15 protein-coding genes are annotated in these 14,911 nt (G+C 62.2%); 8 read left to right on the top strand and 7 right to left on the bottom strand.

Going from position 1 to position 14,911, the window contains the following annotated elements; translation table 11 throughout:
* Nucleotides 1-10 precede the first annotated feature (10 nt).
* The 4 genes from ACZ9W6_RS14730 to ACZ9W6_RS14745 all read left to right on the top strand — a co-directional run bounded on the left by ACZ9W6_RS14730 (nucleotide 11) and on the right by ACZ9W6_RS14745 (nucleotide 4,408).
* Nucleotides 11-1,255, top strand: a complete 1,245-nt coding sequence (locus ACZ9W6_RS14730) for an NAD(P)/FAD-dependent oxidoreductase (protein ID WP_465191924.1) — start codon at nucleotides 11-13, stop codon at nucleotides 1,253-1,255.
* A gap of 48 nt (nucleotides 1,256-1,303) precedes the next feature.
* Entirely contained in the window at nucleotides 1,304-2,449 is a 1,146-nt protein-coding gene (locus tag ACZ9W6_RS14735) for a branched-chain amino acid ABC transporter substrate-binding protein (protein WP_465191925.1), read from the top strand.
* Nucleotides 2,450-2,513: 64 nt separating this feature from the next.
* A complete protein-coding gene (locus tag ACZ9W6_RS14740; RefSeq protein WP_465191926.1) occupies nucleotides 2,514-3,419 on the top strand; it encodes a delta(1)-pyrroline-2-carboxylate reductase family protein in 906 nt (301 codons plus the stop codon).
* Nucleotides 3,416-4,408 carry a proline racemase family protein gene (locus ACZ9W6_RS14745; protein WP_465191927.1) on the top strand — a complete coding sequence of 331 codons (993 nt, stop codon included), beginning with the start codon at nucleotides 3,416-3,418 and terminating at the stop codon, nucleotides 4,406-4,408. Before ACZ9W6_RS14740 ends, ACZ9W6_RS14745 begins: the two co-directional genes overlap by 4 nt.
* 190 nt (nucleotides 4,409-4,598) lie before the next feature.
* On the opposite strand, the gene ACZ9W6_RS14750 is transcribed toward ACZ9W6_RS14745, so the two are convergent.
* Nucleotides 4,599-6,215 (bottom strand): methyl-accepting chemotaxis protein, encoded by a 1,617-nt coding sequence (locus ACZ9W6_RS14750; protein WP_465191928.1) that lies wholly within the window; start codon nucleotides 6,213-6,215, stop codon nucleotides 4,599-4,601.
* A 206-nt stretch (nucleotides 6,216-6,421) separates the two neighbouring features.
* Here ACZ9W6_RS14750 and ACZ9W6_RS14755 point away from each other — a divergent pair, with 206 nt between their 5' ends.
* Complete coding sequence (locus ACZ9W6_RS14755) at nucleotides 6,422-6,802, top strand: hypothetical protein (RefSeq protein ID WP_465191929.1); 381 nt, start codon at nucleotides 6,422-6,424, stop codon at nucleotides 6,800-6,802.
* On the opposite strand, the gene ACZ9W6_RS14760 is transcribed toward ACZ9W6_RS14755, so the two are convergent.
* Nucleotides 6,753-9,416, bottom strand: a complete 2,664-nt coding sequence (locus ACZ9W6_RS14760; RefSeq protein ID WP_465191930.1) for a bifunctional diguanylate cyclase/phosphodiesterase — start codon at nucleotides 9,414-9,416, stop codon at nucleotides 6,753-6,755. The two genes, ACZ9W6_RS14755 and ACZ9W6_RS14760, sit on opposite strands and share 50 nt — an antisense overlap.
* 198 nt (nucleotides 9,417-9,614) lie before the next feature.
* A complete protein-coding gene (locus ACZ9W6_RS14765) occupies nucleotides 9,615-10,400 on the bottom strand; it encodes an inositol monophosphatase family protein (protein ID WP_465191931.1) in 786 nt (261 codons plus the stop codon).
* 144 nt (nucleotides 10,401-10,544) lie between these two features.
* Here ACZ9W6_RS14765 and ACZ9W6_RS14770 point away from each other — a divergent pair, with 144 nt between their 5' ends.
* From ACZ9W6_RS14770 to ACZ9W6_RS14780, 3 genes are read left to right on the top strand one after another with little or no spacing between them, the layout of a single operon-like run.
* Entirely contained in the window at nucleotides 10,545-11,312 is a 768-nt protein-coding gene (locus ACZ9W6_RS14770) for an RNA methyltransferase (protein ID WP_465191932.1), read from the top strand.
* A 2-nt stretch (nucleotides 11,313-11,314) separates the two neighbouring features.
* A complete protein-coding gene (locus tag ACZ9W6_RS14775; RefSeq protein ID WP_465191933.1) occupies nucleotides 11,315-12,193 on the top strand; it encodes a DUF1853 family protein in 879 nt (292 codons plus the stop codon).
* Nucleotides 12,190-12,648 (top strand): flavodoxin family protein, encoded by a 459-nt coding sequence (locus ACZ9W6_RS14780; RefSeq protein WP_465191934.1) that lies wholly within the window; start codon nucleotides 12,190-12,192, stop codon nucleotides 12,646-12,648. The genes ACZ9W6_RS14775 and ACZ9W6_RS14780 overlap by 4 nt, the downstream gene beginning before the upstream one ends.
* A 73-nt stretch (nucleotides 12,649-12,721) precedes the next feature.
* Here ACZ9W6_RS14780 and ACZ9W6_RS14785 read toward each other — a convergent pair whose 3' ends face one another.
* From ACZ9W6_RS14785 to mlaD, 4 genes are read right to left on the bottom strand one after another with little or no spacing between them, the layout of a single operon-like run.
* Nucleotides 12,722-13,486 carry an MlaA family lipoprotein gene (locus tag ACZ9W6_RS14785; RefSeq protein ID WP_465191935.1) on the bottom strand — a complete coding sequence of 255 codons (765 nt, stop codon included), beginning with the start codon at nucleotides 13,484-13,486 and terminating at the stop codon, nucleotides 12,722-12,724.
* Nucleotides 13,483-13,779: an STAS domain-containing protein gene (locus ACZ9W6_RS14790; RefSeq protein WP_465191936.1), complete on the bottom strand. Its 297-nt coding sequence runs from the start codon at nucleotides 13,777-13,779 to the stop codon at nucleotides 13,483-13,485. The genes ACZ9W6_RS14785 and ACZ9W6_RS14790 overlap by 4 nt, the downstream gene beginning before the upstream one ends.
* Nucleotides 13,776-14,384: an MlaC/ttg2D family ABC transporter substrate-binding protein gene (locus ACZ9W6_RS14795; protein ID WP_465191937.1), complete on the bottom strand. Its 609-nt coding sequence runs from the start codon at nucleotides 14,382-14,384 to the stop codon at nucleotides 13,776-13,778. The genes ACZ9W6_RS14790 and ACZ9W6_RS14795 overlap by 4 nt, the downstream gene beginning before the upstream one ends.
* Nucleotides 14,385-14,416: 32 nt before the next feature.
* Nucleotides 14,417-14,911, bottom strand: a complete 495-nt coding sequence (gene mlaD, locus ACZ9W6_RS14800) for an outer membrane lipid asymmetry maintenance protein MlaD (protein ID WP_465191938.1) — start codon at nucleotides 14,909-14,911, stop codon at nucleotides 14,417-14,419.

Below are 14,911 nucleotides of genomic sequence, written 5' to 3' on the forward strand. Positions count from 1 at the left end.
GGAGGCAGGCATGAGCAAACAGGTGATTGTGGTCGGGGCCGGCATTGTCGGCATTGCCACCGCCCTCAAGCTGCAGCTGGACGGTTGCCGGGTAACCCTGCTCGACCGTGGCGAGCCGGCGATGGAAACCAGCTATGGCAATGCCGGCGCGTTTGCCGTCAGCGACATCATTCCGCTGGCCGAACCCGGCGTACTGGCCAAGGTGCCGGGCTGGATGCTTGATCCGCTCGGCCCGCTGGCGGTGCGCTGGCGCTATCTGCCGACGCTGGCGCCGTGGCTGGCACGCTTTGTCGCCGCCAGCCGGCCGCGCAAGGTGGCCGAGCTCACCACTGCGCTGTCGGCGCTGCTATCGCGGGTGAATGCCGATTACGCCCCGCTGATTGCCCATGCCGGGCTGGAGCTGATCTGGCGGCGACACGGCAATCTGACGCTGTATCGCAGCGAGGCTGAATTCCAGGCCGCGGCGGCTGCCTGGCAGACCAAGCGCGAGCACGGTGTGCGCTGGCACAAGCGCACACGCGCCGAGCTGGCGGCCATCGCACCGGGGCTGGCCGACGAGTGGCAGGTGGCAGTCGAGGTGCCGGACTGGTCGCATGTGGACGACCCGTACACCTTTGCCCGCGGTTTGTTCGATGCCTTCTTGCGCGCCGGCGGCAGCTTTGTGGGTGACGAAGTGCTGGCCACGGTCAGCCAGGCCGGGCGCATCAGCGCGGTGAGTACAGCACATTGCGGCCAACTGCCGGCCGAGGCGGTGGTGATTGCCTGCGGGGTGTGGAGCGACCGCTTCGCCCGTCAGGGCCGCTACCAGCTGCCGCTGGAGAGCGAGCGTGGTTACCACGTTACGCTGCCGAAAGCCGGCGTCGCGCTGCATCACTTTATCCAGTGCGCGAGCGAAAGCTTTGTGATTCTGCCGATGGCCGGCGGTGGCCTGCGCCTGGCCGGCACGGTCGAGCTGGCCCATCGCGATGCGCCGCCCAACTGGCAGCGCGCCCACATTCTGCTGGACAAGGCGCGGCGCATCGTCGGCGACTTCAGCACCGAAGACATGAGCGTGTGGATGGGCAATCGCCCCTCGGTGCCGGACACCTTGCCGGTGATCGGCCCGGCGCCGGATGTGGCGGGGCTGTACTTCGCCACCGGCCACGGCCATCTGGGCCTGACCCTGGCCGCCACCACGGCGGCTCTGCTCGGCGAAATGATCTGTGGCCAGACGGCAAGTCTGGATGGCCAGCCTTATCGATTGGCACGGTTTTGAGCGGCCCTTGCGGCCAACATTGAAGCAGCAAGCAGGAGGAGACACAGCATGACACAGCAGAATATGCGGCAATGGTATCTGGTACTGGCACTGGGCGGCATGATGGCACCGTTTGCCATCTCGGCAGCGCAGGCTGACACCGTGGTGAAGATCGGTTTTTCATCGCCGATGTCGGGGCCGCAGGCGCATTACGGCAAGGACAATGAAAACGCCACCCGCATGGCGATTGATGATCTCAATGCCAAGCCTATCACCGTGGCCGGGCAGAAAGTGAAGTTTGAACTGGTGTCCGAGGACGACCAGGCCGACCCGCGGGTCGGCACCCAGGTGGCACAGCGACTGGTTGATGCCGGTGTGAAAGCCGTCATCGGTCACTTCAACTCCGGCGTGTCGATTCCGGCCTCGCGCATCTACTCGGATGCCGGCGTTCCGCAGCTGTCGGTATCGACCAACCCGGCCTACACCCGTGCCGGCTACAAGACCGCCTTCCGTCTGGTCGGCTCGGACAGCCAGGTCGGCGGCTCGCTTGGCCGCTTTGCGGTGATGGAACTCAAGGCGCAGCGCATTGCTGTGATTGACGACCGCACCGCCTACGGCCAGGGCATTGCCGACGAATTCGTGAAGTCGCTGTCGGGCCTGGGCAAAAAGCCGGTCAAGCGCGAGTACACCAATGACAAGGCCACCGACTTTACTTCCATCCTCACCGCGCTGAAGGCGCAAAACCCTGACGTGATCTTCTATGGCGGGGCCGATGCACAGGCTGCGCCGATGGCACGGCAGATGAAGCGCTTGGGCATCAATGCGCGGCTGATGGGCGGCGACATGCTGAGCACGCCGACCTTCATCAAGCTGGCCGGCCCGGATTCGACTGGTCACTTCTCGGCGGTGCCGGGTGGCGAGCTGGGCTCGCGGGCGGCCGGCAAGGATTTTGAAAGCCGCTACAAGGCACGCTTCAAGCAGGAGGTGGTGTTGCTCGGGCCGCAGTTCTACGACGGCGTGATGATCGTGGCCGATGCGATGAAGCGTGCCAACTCGACCGAGCCGGCCAAGTTCCTGCCGCTGATTGCCGGCACCAGCTACAAGGGCGTGACGGCTGACTTCAGCTTTGATGGCAACGGCAATCTGAAGAATGCGCCGGTGACCATCTCCGAAGTAGTCGCCAATGACTGGAAGGTCAAATCCGTCGTGCAGTAAGGCGCGAGCCGCAAGAGCCTGGTCGCAGTGCGGCCAGGCTTGACGTTTTCAGAGAGGATTTCCGATGAGTTTGCCGCAACTGGATGCTGCACAAACCGCGGCGCGGCTGCCGATGGCCGCCCTGTGCCGCGAGCTTGCCCATGCCGCAAGGCAATGGGCGGCCGGCGAGTTGCACAATCCGCCACGACAGGCCTTGCCCTTGCCCGAGGGCGGCACCTTGCTGTCGATGCCGGCCGCTGCCGGCGATATCGCGATACACAAGCTGGTGAATGTCTGCCCGCGTAACCAGCCGGCGGGGCTGGCGACGATACACGGCGTGGTGGCGGTTTACGACGCGGTCTGCGGCCAACCCTTGTTGTTGCTGGATGCGCCGACGGTGACCGCCAGACGGACGGCGGCGGTGTCGATGCTGGCGATGGATTGCCTGCTGGCCGATTCGCCACGCCATGTCGCGCTGATCGGCACCGGCCGCCAGGCTGCCGGCCATCTGGCAGCGCTGGCCGAGCTGTATCCGCAGCTGATGGTCAGCGTGCACAGCCGCAGCCTTGCCCGGGCGCAGGATTTCTGTCGCGAACACGAGGCCTTGCCGCTGCGCCTGTTGCCGCAGAGCGGGCCGGTGGCGGTGACCGTGGATGTGGTGATTACGCTGACCACCAGTCGCAGTGTGTTGTACGACGAGGCGGCAAGTTGCAAGCGGCTGGTGATTGCCACTGGTGCCTATCGCCCCGAGATGTGCGAGGTTGGCCGCAATACGATCAGCGCCAGTCAGCTGTTCAGCGATGATCCGGCCGGTGCCCGGCATGAGGCCGGCGATCTGTTGCAGGCCGGGGTGGATTGGACGGCGGTCAAGGATTTGCTGGCGGCGCTGGATGGCCGTTTTGATGTCAGTCAGCCGGTGTTTTTCAAGAGTGTCGGCAGTGCAGCCTGGGATCTGGCCGCCGCCCGTTGCGCGCTGGCGGTGACGGCATGAGCTGGCGCGACTGGCAGTTCGATACCGTCGAAATGCACACCGGCGGCGAGCCGGTAAGGATTATCAGCCAGCTGGCCGGGCATATTCAGGGCGACGATATCCTCGCCAAGCGCCGTGATATGCGCGAACGCTTCGATGCCGTGCGCCGGCTGCTGATGTTCGAGCCGCGCGGCCATCACGATATGTATGGCGCGGTGCTGGTGCAGCCAAGCTTGCCGGGAGCTGATCTGGCCGTGCTGTTCATCCACAACGAAGGCTACAGCACCATGTGCGGCCATGCGGTGATTGCCCTCGCACGTTATGCGGTGGACGAGGGGCTGGTGGCACGGCAGCTGCCGCTGACCCGCGTCGGCATCGAGTGCCCGTGCGGGCTGGTGACGGCCTGGGTCAGCGCCGACGGTGCGGTGAGTTTTGACAGCGTGCCATCGTTTGCCTTTGCGCTCGATCATCCGGTGAATCTGCCGGGCATTGGCGAGCTGTCGGTGGACATTGCCTATGGCGGGGCGTTTTACGTGATCTGCCCGGTGGCGCGGTTGGGGCTGTCGCTGGATCAGCCCTTGCGCGAGCTGGTGAATGTCGCCAGCCGGCTGACTGCCGCAGTACGCGCCAGCCTGACGTTGCAGCATCCGCAATCGGCCGATCTGGCCTTTCTGTACGGCAGCATTCTCACCGACGGTCAGGATGAAGGCGCACCCAGCCGCAATCTGTGCGTGTTTGCCGATGCCGAGGTTGATCGCAGCCCGACCGGCTCCGGCGTCAGTGCGCGCATGGCCTTGCGGCAGGCGCGCGGCCAACTGGCTGCCGGTACGGTGTGCGAATTTCACAGCCCGACCGGGGCCATTTTTAGCGGCGAGATCGTGGCGCAGCAGCCGGCGGTGATGCCGAATGCGGTGACGGTGCGGGTCAGCGGGCGCGCGCACTATAGTGGTCGCGCCAGCTGGTGGCTGGAAGCCGAAGATGTGATCGGGCAGGGTTTTCTGCTGCGCTGAGTCTTGCCGCAAGCAGGGGATACGAGTCGTTGTGGTCATTCGGCCGGCAAGATGCCGGCCGTTTTTTTTGGTCATGCAGCCTTGATGCTGCTGACAGGCCCCTGCGAATCCCGAGTCAGGCTGCACCGGCGTGGACAGCAAAAACTGTCGGCCAGCCGGCGCAAGGCATCAGGCGTTTACCTGGCGGGGTTTAGCCCAGATGGAAGCGTTTCACCGACTCATGCAGGGTGCCGGCAAGGCTGTGCATGTTCTGGGTGGCGCTGGCGGCGGCGCGGGCGGCCACGGCATTGTGATTGCTGCTGTCGGCAATGCCTTCCACGTGCACGGCAATCTCGTTGCTGGCCGCGCTTTGCTCCTTCAGTGCCAGAGTGATGTCTTCGACCGCACGCAACACCGATTGCGAAGCGGCTTCGATGCGGGCAATCGCTTCGCCGCCTTCGTCGGCCAAGGCCCGGCCCGAGGCCACCAGCGTCACGGTGTCCTGCATCGCGTGCTGGGTTTCTTCGGACAGCAGGCGGATCTGCTCGATCTTCTGCACGATTTCGCCGGTAGCCTGTGCGGTGCGCTCGGCCAGTTTGCGCACTTCATCAGCCACCACGGCAAAGCCGCGGCCCTGTTCGCCGGCACGCGCCGCTTCGATGGCGGCATTCAAGGCAAGGAGATTGGTCTGGTCGGCGACGTCGCGAATCATGCCGACAATCGAAGAAATGCCCGAAACATCGACCACCAAACGTTGCAGCGAGTCGGAGGCCTGCTGGACTTCCTCGCTGATCTGGCGCATTTCATCGACGGCCTTGCGTACCACGCTGGCGCCTTCGCGCGACAGCTCGCCCGAGCTGACGCCAAGCTGATGGGCGTGCTGGGCATTGTCGGCGATATGGTTGATGCCGACCGTCATCTCCTCGATGGAGGCGGCCATGGCGGTGGCGGCTTCGCTTTGCTGGTCAGAGCCGCTGGCGACCTTGTCGACGTGCTGGTTCAGGCCATCGGCCACGTCAACCAGATGATCGGCATTGCTGACGACCTGGCCGACCATTTCACGCAGATGCTGCTGCATGTCGGCAAGGCTGGCCAGCAGGCTGTCCGCCTTGGCCTTGCGGGTATCAATCGGGGTGTCGAGGCGACCGGCCGAAATGGCGGCCACCACCTGACAGGCGTAGTCCGGCTCGCCACCGAGGCGACGGGTAATGCTGCGGCCTATCATCAGGCCGGCCGCGCTCATGATCAGCAACAGCACGATCAGCGCCGCGCCCAGCAGCTCGGCCTCGCGCATCACTGCGGCTTCAATGTGGTCGATATAGCTGCCGGTACCGATCACCCAGCCCCATTGTGCCGATTTCTGGATCACCGACAGTTTGCCGACCGGCTGCTCTTCGCCCGGTTTCGGCCACATGAATTCGGCAATGCCATCCTTGGCCAGCGCGCGCTGAAACAACTCGCCCAGGTCCTTATTGTCGGCATCTTTCATGCCGACCAGTGCCTTGCCCTTCAGCTGTGGCTTGATCGGGTGACCGAGGTAGTCAAGCTTGCTGTCGAGCACGAAGTAGTAGCCGTCGGCACCATAGCGGATAGCCATGACGGCTTCCATTGCGCGGCGCTTGGCTTCTTCTTCACCGAGTTCGCCGCTGCGTTTTTCGTAGCTCTCGACAATCGAGATGGCGGATTGCGTCAGATAGCGGGTTTCCTGGATGACCTGATCACGCAGAGTCTGATGCAGATTAAACAGCGCCCATATGGTCATCAATAGAATGCCGAGGGTGGCGCTGAGGGTCAGTAAGACCAGTTTGCTTTTGACTGACTTGAACATATTGCCTCTAGGTGTTGTTGTTTTAAACCGTTGCTGCCTGTTATACAGGCAAAATAATGCAGAATCGTAAGCAGAACCTAAGCAATCTTTGCGCATACCCGCTATGTCTGCAAAGTGGGAAAATTCCCGAAACATGCCGCGAGCGACTGACAGTCCGGCCGGCAGAGATCCCTGTCTGCATTCATATCCACCAGAATCAGCTGTTATTGCTGCAGATGCGTGCTGCCGCCGAGTTTTTTGCCGGTGACCTCGTCAAGGCCTATCTGATGCTGGAAATCTCCAGCCGCCATCCGCAGGCGCAGCGGCTTTATCACCAGCAACAGCAGGAATTTCCATTCTGTAATATCCATTCGCTGTCGACAGCGAGTGGTTACCCTCGCGAAACCGTGCGGCGCAAGGTGCATCAGATGATTGATGACGGCCTGATCAGCCGGCTACCCGACGGTGGCTTGCTGATCAGCGAGAAGGCGGTGGCCTTGTGGGAGGCCGATGGGGCCTCCCGCCAGACAGTGATGTTGCTGCAGATCGCCGACAAGATCAGTGCATTGCAGGCTCTTCAAGCCGGCTTGCCAGCAGTAGCTGACTGACCGCTTCCAGCGGCAGTGGCTTGTGCAGGTAGAAGCCCTGCAGCGCATCGCACTTCATCTTGGCCAGCATCGCCTGTTGCGCGGCTGTTTCGACACCTTCCGCCACTACGTTCAGGCCCAGATCATGTGCCATGCCGATAATGGCGGCGGTCACCATGCCGGCTTTTTCGTCTTGCGGCAGCTGGGCGATGAAGGAGCGGTCCAGCTTCAGGCGGTCAAACGGGAAGGTGTGCAGATAGGACAGGCTGGAATAGCCGGTACCAAAATCATCAATCGCAATGCGGTAGCCACGGCTGTGCAGATCCTGCATGCGGGCAACTGCGCTGTCCTGATGGTGCAGTACCGCGCTTTCGGTGATTTCGAGCACGATCTGGCCCGGGTCGATATTGTTGTGACGCAGCTGACGATCCAGCGTCTCGATGAAGTCACTGCTTTCGAACTCGCCGGCCGAGACATTGATCGACAGCTGCAGTGCATAACCCAGATTGTTCCAGTGGCGGATCGCCTGCAGCGCCTTGCGCCGGGTTTGCTGTTCCAGTGTCGGCAGCAGGCCGGCGTTTTCGGCCAGCGGCAGGAATAGCGCCGGCGAGATCATGCCCTCGCGTTGCGGCCAACGTACCAGTGCTTCGACGGCAATGATGCGGCCGCTGCGGGTATCGACAATCGGCTGGAAGTAGGGCTGCAGCTGGTCTTCGGCAATCGCTTCGCGCAGGCGGATTTCCAGCTCCAGTTCTTGGCGGTAGTCGGCGGTTTCATCTTCGCGGTAAAAGCGGATATTGCCGCGCCCCAGTTGCTTGGCCGCAGCCAGCGCGGTATCGGCGGCCTTCAGCAGACTGCGGCTGTCGCTGGCGTCGGCAGGGTAGAGCGCTACGCCTATCGAGCAGCTGATCTGGATCTTGTCCATATCCGGGCCATCCAGCGGCCGTTGCAGGCGCTGGCGCAGTCGTTCGATGATGGCAGGCAGCTGCTGCGGTGAGGCCTGGTCATCAATGATGATGGCGAACTCGTCGCCGCCGACGCGGGCAACGGTACGGGTGTCGCCAGCGGCAGTACACAGCCGCTGCGCTAGCTGGATCAGCAGCGTGTCGCCGCAGTCGTGGCCGTAGGCATCGTTGATCACCTTGAAGTGATCCAGCCCGATCAGAATCAGCGCCAGCGGCTGGCCGTGCTGCTGGCTGCGCTGTACCGCCTGGCCGAGGCGGTCAATCAGCAGGAAACGGTTGGGCAGGCGGGTCAGCGAGTCGTACTGCGACATCCACAACAGCTGGTCTTTCAGCTGCTGGCGCTCGCTGACATCACGGATGATGGCGGCGGCAATGCCGTGGCTGCCTTGCGGCAGCGGCGACAGGGTTATTTGCACCAGTACTGTGCCGCCATTCTTGTGCAGGCCTCGCAGGGTCGGGCGATGGCCCATGCCACGGCCGACCGGGTTGGCCGCATAGTTGGCCGCAATATGCTGGTGGGCCGCGCGCAGTTCGACCGGCAGCAGGATGTTGATCGACTGTCCGGTCAGCTCTTCTACCGAGTAGCCGAACATGTTTGCACATTGCTCGTTGACGGCCAGAATCAGCATCTGGCGATTGACCACGATCACGCCGTCGGTCGAGGCACCAAACAGCAGGCGATAGCGTGATTCGGAAAACTCCATCGCATCCAGCATGCGGTTGATCTCGCTGCCCAACACGCGCAACTCGCTGGGGCCGTCCGGTTCGACGCGCAGGCTGTTTTCCCCCTTGGCCACGCGCAGCACAAAGCTGGTCAGCGCGTTGACACTGCGCAGCAGATAGCGCGCCAGCAAATAGCCGCAGACGGCGGCAATCAGCACGGCCAGCAGCATGCCGGCCATCAGCGGCGTGCCCTGTTTCAGCAAGGTGGCACGCAAAGACCACTGCGGCATGCTGACTTGTACTTGCCAGCGGGTATTGGTCAGTACTTGCAGACGGTGAATCATGCCCTCCTGCAGCACCGGCAAGGTGGCCAGATGCAGGCTGGCATCGCTGGCCTGCAACAAGCGGCCCTTGGCGCTGATGACTTGCCACTGCACGCTGTTTGGCAAGTCGGCTGGCAGGGTGATGCGGTCGAGTGCTTTCAGATCGAGCGACAGGATTACCTGGCCGACAATGTGGCCATCCTGCTTGATCGGATGGCTGATTGCGCTGATCCAGCGCCGTGAAATCGGGGCGAACATCGGCTCGCTGATGGCGGGGTGGGTGTTCTGCAACAGGCCGGGTAATTCGGGCAGGCTGCTGACGCGCTGTCTGGCCGCGTTGTCCAGCGGCAATACCGAGCAGATGACCTCGCCATCGTTATCTACCGTGACGAGATTGCTGAAGCTGGCATTGCCGGCGAGAGCATGGCTGAGCAGGGCCGGGCGGCATTCGCTCTGCTGCATGGCTGGTGCCCACTGGCTGTTGGCCGCGGTGGCGGCAATCTGCTGGCCGCTTTGCAACTGGTAGTCCAGCAGCTGCTGCTGTTGCACCGCCAGCGCATCCAGTCTTTGCTGCAGATTGTGTTCCTGCGCCAGCCAGCCGCTGTACAGCAGCCAGGACAGCCCGCAGGCAACCGGCAGCAGGATGGCCAGCAACATCAGCACAATATGGCGCGAGACAGTCATGGGGCGTACCACCTTCGGGTAGGAAGGAGGAATTATCCACAAGCCTTTCGATAGCCATGCCTGACGGTGCCCCAAATTGGGCACATTGTCCGTATTCTGCTTCGGATTGGCACAGTGATTGCGCCAGAAATGCTATCAAGTGCCGACAAGAAAAAACCCGCCTGAGGGCGGGTTTTTCATGACAGGCTGCGTGCCGGCTTACAGGTGCTTGCCGATCAGTGGCAGCAGCTGGCCCAGTACCTTCGGGTTGGCCGCAACGATGTCGCCGCTTTCCAGCCAGGTCTGCTCGCCGTGCATGTCGGTGACCATGCCGCCAGCCTCTTGTACGATCAGGCTGCCGGCAGCGATGTCCCAAGGCTTCAGGTTGAATTCGAAGAAACCGTCAACACGGCCGCAAGCCACATTACACAGGTCAAGCGCGGCCGAGCCTTCGCGACGTGCGCCGGCAGTCTTGCCGATCACGTCTTTCAGGATGGCGAAGTAGGTATCGACATAGCTCTGGTCGGTCACCGGGAAGCCGGTCGCGATCAGGAGTTCATTGATCTGGAAACGCTTGGAAACGCGGATACGACGATCGTTCAGGAAGGAGCCGACACCACGGCTGGCGGTGAACATGTCGTTGCGGCTAGGGTCGTAAACCACGGCCTGCTGGATCTGGCCGCGATGCGCCATGGCGATGGACACGGCGTATTGCTGATGGCCGTGAATGAAGTTGGTGGTACCGTCCAGCGGGTCGATGATCCATTCGTACTCGGACTGGCCGATGCCTTGTGCACCAGACTCTTCTGCTAGAATCGCGTGCTTCGGATACGCTTCCAGAATCACATCGATGATTGCCTGCTCGGCGGCCTTGTCAACTTCGGTCACGAAGTCGTTTTGCTGTTTTTTCTCTACACGGATGGTGTCGAGATTCAGCGAAGAGCGCTGGATAACGGTGCCGGCGCGACGGGCAGCCTTGATAGCGATATTGAGTACTGGATGCATACGGCCTCTAATGGATCAACGGCTTGCGGCCAACGTCAAAAGGTTGGCCGCAAGCGGCTAAAAACTGGTCGGTGTTAAGGAACGAAAAAACCCCGCCGTAGCGGAGTTTTATAATCTGGGCGTGATTGTACGCAAAATTGAGCCATGAATAAACCCCAAGTCCCTGATTTTTTGAAGAACATTCGTGTCGTGCTGGCGCGTCCCAGCCATCCCGGCAATATCGGTTCTGCCGCCCGCGCGATGAAAACCATGGGCTTGACCCGTTTGTATCTGGTCGAGCCCAAGGTGTTTCCGAGTGAAGAGGCCAACACCCTAGCGTCCGGCGCGGTCGATGTGCTGGAGCAGGCGGTCGTTGTCGGCACGCTGGCCGAGGCGCTGGCGGATGTCACCATCGCCTGTGCGCTGACCAGCCGCCGGCGCGAATTGTCGACGCCGCTGTCTACCCCGCGCGAGACCGCGCCAGAGCTGATCGCGCGCGCGCGTGATGGCGAGCAGGTGGCGCTGGTGTTCGGCAATGAGACATTCGGCCTGTCTATCGAGGAAGTCGAGCAGTGCAACCGGCTGGTGACCGTGCCGGGCAATCCGGATTACTTCTCGCTGAATCTGGCGATGGCGGTGCAGGTAATGACTTACGAGCTGTTCAGCCACACCGACACGACGGTGGACTATCTGAAACCGGAAGACCGCACCGCGACGCTGGGCGAGGTCGACAGTTTCTGCGGCCACCTCGAGCAGACGTTTGACGATCTGGGCCTGTTGGAAAAGCGCAATAGCGAGCGCCTGCTGCGCCGTATGCGCACCCTGTTCAACCGTGCCGGCCTGCAGCGCGAGGAGATCGACATCCTGCGCGGGCTGTTCCGCCAGGCCCAGCGCTTTGCCGACGGCACCCAGCCGCCGCGCAAGAAAGACTGAGCATGTGGCAGGCGGCCTTGCGTGAATTGCGTCATCCGGCCGTGCGCGATCTGGCCGCCTTGCTAACCATGCCGCCGCCGTGGGCGGATGCGGCCGAAATCGCGCCGGGGCGTTTGCTCGGGCCGCAAGGTTGGCCGCAACTCCTGGCGCTGGATGCGGATCCCGCCGCGCTGGATGCCTGGCTGGCAGCCGCGCCGGTGCGGCGACTCGGTTTTCATGCCGAGCGGCTGTGGCGCTTCTGGTTCAGGCTGGCCCCGCATATCGAGCTGGTGGCGGCCAACCTTACTGTGCAAGACAGCCGCCGCACGGTGGGCGAGTTCGATTTTTTGCTGCGTGTCGATGGCGAGCCGCTGCATCTGGAAACCGCCAGCAAGTATTACCTTGATGTCGACGGCCATGCTGTCGGCCCCAGCTTGCGCGATGCGCGCTGGCGCAAACAGGCGCGTCTGCAACAACAGCTGCAGCTGAGCACGCATCCGGCGGCTTGCTTGCCGGCGGGCTTTACGCCGACTGCAGCTTATTGCCGCATCAGCGGCATGCATTTTGTTGCTGCGGCCAACTGGCCTGATCGTCCGGTTGAGGCCTGGTGCGGCTGGTGGCAGCTGCAGCCACTGCCGTGGCCGTGTCAAAGCGCCGATAGCCGCTGGTGTGTATTGCCGCGTCTGCGCTGGCTGTCGCCGGCACGTTTGCCGGCCTCATCGCTGCTGGATGAAGACGCCATGCGTGCCCACTTGCAGACTTGTGATACGCCGCAGCTGCTAGCCGAGATGTTGCCGATGGGGCAGGGCGAGGACTGGCAGGAAGTCGCGCGCGGTTTTGTGGTGCCCGCGGCTTGGCCGCAAGAAGCCTTGCTGGCCGAGCTGCTGCGTGATGCGCCATGAAAACCTTGCTGTGCGTGTACGCCAGCCAGACGGGCCGCACCTTGCAGCTGGTCGAGGCGGCGGCAGCCGCGATGGCGGCCAACGTTGACGATGTCCAACAGCGCATCTTGCCAGCCCTGCAGGCAGGAATTGATGACTTGCTGGCGGCGGATGGCCTATTGCTGGCGACGCCGGAAAACTTCGGTTATATGGCAGGTGCGCTGAAGGATTTTCTCGATCGAACCTATTATCCGGCGCAAGGGCTGATGTCCGGCCGGCCTTATGCCTTGATGGTATCGGCCGGCAACGATGGCAGTGGCGCGGTGCGGGCTGTCGAGCGCATTGCGACCGGCTATGGCTGGCAGGCGGTATTGCCGCCACTGGTAGTCAAGGGCGAGCCGGATCCGGCAGCTTTGGCGGCCGCGGCCGAACTGGGGGCAAGCTTGGCCGCGGGGCTGGAACTCGGGCTGTGGTAGTGCAGCTTGCCGGATGGTTGTGCCATGAAAAAACGGACCTCTCGGTCCGTTTTTTCATGCTCTGGCAGCAAGTTCAGGGCGCTGTCGCAGCCGGTGCGCTGGCGGCGGCTGCCGAGGCATCGGTATCGACAAGATCGTCGATATTGTCATCGTCAGGATTGCTGACCGGAGACTGGCCGAGTTGCCGGTTGCGGATCTGCAGATAGCCATCACGGACATAACTGTACTTGTCGAGTGCGGCACCCTCTACCAGTTTTTCGACACCAAGCAGCTGTTCGCGGATATTGACGACATTGATCACGCTGGCAACCGCTATACGCGTCTGGGTGCCGTACTGGTTTGCCGGAAACTCGCTGCTTTGCGTGATGATCATGCCGGTACCGTCACGCACGGTGGTCGGGCCGTAAAACGGCAATACCAGATAGCTGCTGTTCTGCCAGCCATAATGCGCAAAGGTATCTCCCAGCGTGGCCTTGTAGCTGGGCAGGCCCATCGGCGTCGCCAGATCGATCAGGCCGAACAGGCCGAAGGTCGAGTTGATGCCGACGCGCAAAATATCGGTGGCGGTCTTCTTGCCTTCGCCTTGCAGCGCATGATTCCCGAGGCTGTAAACGTCGCGGATATTGTCAAAGAAGTTGCTGATACCGCTGCGCACCGGCTGCGGCGTGACGAAGCGGTAAGCCTCGGCAACCGGCTTCAGCACGGCACGGTCGGCCGCCTCGTTGAAGCCGAATACCGCGCGGTTCATCGGCTCCAGCGGGTCTTGCGGGTTTGACGGGGTGCTGGCACAACCCGCCAGTACCGTTACGCTGCTTAACAGCAACAGGGTGCGTTTCATGATGCTTGTCCTTCCGGCAGGTCCAGCAAGCTATCGAGTTCGTAAAGGCGCGCGAGGCGCAACAGGCTTAGCGGCAGATTGCTCCACTGCAGGCTGCGGCTGTCCTGGCGGCGCTTGAGTGCCAGCAGCAGTGCCAGCGCGGCAGAGTCGCACAGGCTGACGCCGGCCAGGTCAATGGTCATGGCGCCATTGCCGATGGCTTTTTCCAGCTCGGGCAGAATGCCGGCTACGGTGGCCATGGTCAGCTCGCCGCTCAGTTGCAGCTGGCCCGGTGCGATTTCGCGCAGTTTCATGCCTTGCTGCCGTTCTTTTCCTGCAGCGACTTGATCAGGCCGTCGATGCCGCTCTTGCGCACCTGTTCGCCGAACTGGTTACGGTAGATAGTTACCAGACTGCCACCTTCGACCGACACATTGAATACCTTCCAGCCCTGCGGGGTCTTGTACAGGGTGTAGTCGACATTGATAGGCTTGCGCTCGGCATTGCCGCCTGGCAGGGTAACTTCGGATTTCACCACCGCTTCACGACCTTCGTTATTGAACTGCACGGTCGGCTTGACCTCGATCTGCGCGTTCTTGAAGCGGGTCATGGTGGCCGAGTAGGTGCCGACCAGCAGGGTCTGGAATTCGCGGGCCAGCAGCTCTTTCTGTGCCGGCGTCGCGGCGCGCCAGTCCTTGCCGACGGCCAGAGCGGTCATGCGCTGGAAGTCGAATTTCGGCGTGACCATGGTGACCAGCTGTTCGCGGATCTTGCCGGTATTCTTGCCGTCTTCTTTCTTCAGGGTTTCCAGCGCCTGGCGCGAGGTGTCGCGGATCAGGTTCAGCGCGCCATCATCATTGGCCATGGCGGGGGAAATCAGGCCCAGCATCAGGGCGATACAGCTAAAGAACTTTTTCATGATTCTGTCTTTCTTCGGTCAATGGAGGGTGCTTACTGGCCGTTTTCTGTCTTGGCAGCATCGGCCTTGTTATTGCCTTCGGCAAAGCTGGTCATGAACTTGCCGATCAGCTGTTCGAGTACCAGCGCCGACGAGGTCAGCTGGATACGCTCGCCCGGCTTGAGGTTTTCTTCGTCACCGCCCTGCACGAGGCCGATGTACTGTTCGCCCAGCAGGCCGGCAGTCAGGATCTCGGCACTGGCATCCCGGCTGAAGTGATACTGATTGCTCATGCTCAGTGTGACCTTGGCCACATAGCGCTGGGTGTCGAGCTCGATATTGCTGACGCGGCCAACCAGTACACCGGAAGATTTGACCGGTGCCTTCACTTTCAAGCCGCCGATATTGTCGAACTCGGCCACCAGGGTGTAGCTGCTGTCCTGGCTTTGCGGCGTCAGGTTGGCGACCTTGAGCGCCAGAAAGGTGACGGCAGCCAGACCGATGGCGACAAAGATGCCGACCCACAAGTCCATGATAGATCGTTTCAT

This window comes from Vogesella lacus, assembly GCF_979366295.1.

Coding starts and splice junctions, on each gene's coding strand:
- ACZ9W6_RS14730 (WP_465191924.1), top strand. CDS start 11: ATGAGCAAACAGGTGATTGTGGTCGGGGCCGGCATTGTCGGCATTGCC.
- ACZ9W6_RS14735 (WP_465191925.1), top strand. CDS start 1,304: ATGACACAGCAGAATATGCGGCAATGGTATCTGGTACTGGCACTGGGC.
- ACZ9W6_RS14740 (WP_465191926.1), top strand. CDS start 2,514: ATGAGTTTGCCGCAACTGGATGCTGCACAAACCGCGGCGCGGCTGCCG.
- ACZ9W6_RS14745 (WP_465191927.1), top strand. CDS start 3,416: ATGAGCTGGCGCGACTGGCAGTTCGATACCGTCGAAATGCACACCGGC.
- ACZ9W6_RS14750 (WP_465191928.1), bottom strand. CDS start 6,215: ATGTTCAAGTCAGTCAAAAGCAAACTGGTCTTACTGACCCTCAGCGCC.
- ACZ9W6_RS14760 (WP_465191930.1), bottom strand. CDS start 9,416: ATGACTGTCTCGCGCCATATTGTGCTGATGTTGCTGGCCATCCTGCTG.
- ACZ9W6_RS14765 (WP_465191931.1), bottom strand. CDS start 10,400: ATGCATCCAGTACTCAATATCGCTATCAAGGCTGCCCGTCGCGCCGGC.
- ACZ9W6_RS14770 (WP_465191932.1), top strand. CDS start 10,545: ATGAATAAACCCCAAGTCCCTGATTTTTTGAAGAACATTCGTGTCGTG.
- ACZ9W6_RS14775 (WP_465191933.1), top strand. CDS start 11,315: ATGTGGCAGGCGGCCTTGCGTGAATTGCGTCATCCGGCCGTGCGCGAT.
- ACZ9W6_RS14780 (WP_465191934.1), top strand. CDS start 12,190: ATGAAAACCTTGCTGTGCGTGTACGCCAGCCAGACGGGCCGCACCTTG.
- ACZ9W6_RS14785 (WP_465191935.1), bottom strand. CDS start 13,486: ATGAAACGCACCCTGTTGCTGTTAAGCAGCGTAACGGTACTGGCGGGT.
- ACZ9W6_RS14790 (WP_465191936.1), bottom strand. CDS start 13,779: ATGAAACTGCGCGAAATCGCACCGGGCCAGCTGCAACTGAGCGGCGAG.
- ACZ9W6_RS14795 (WP_465191937.1), bottom strand. CDS start 14,384: ATGAAAAAGTTCTTTAGCTGTATCGCCCTGATGCTGGGCCTGATTTCC.
- mlaD (WP_465191938.1), bottom strand. CDS start 14,911: ATGAAACGATCTATCATGGACTTGTGGGTCGGCATCTTTGTCGCCATC.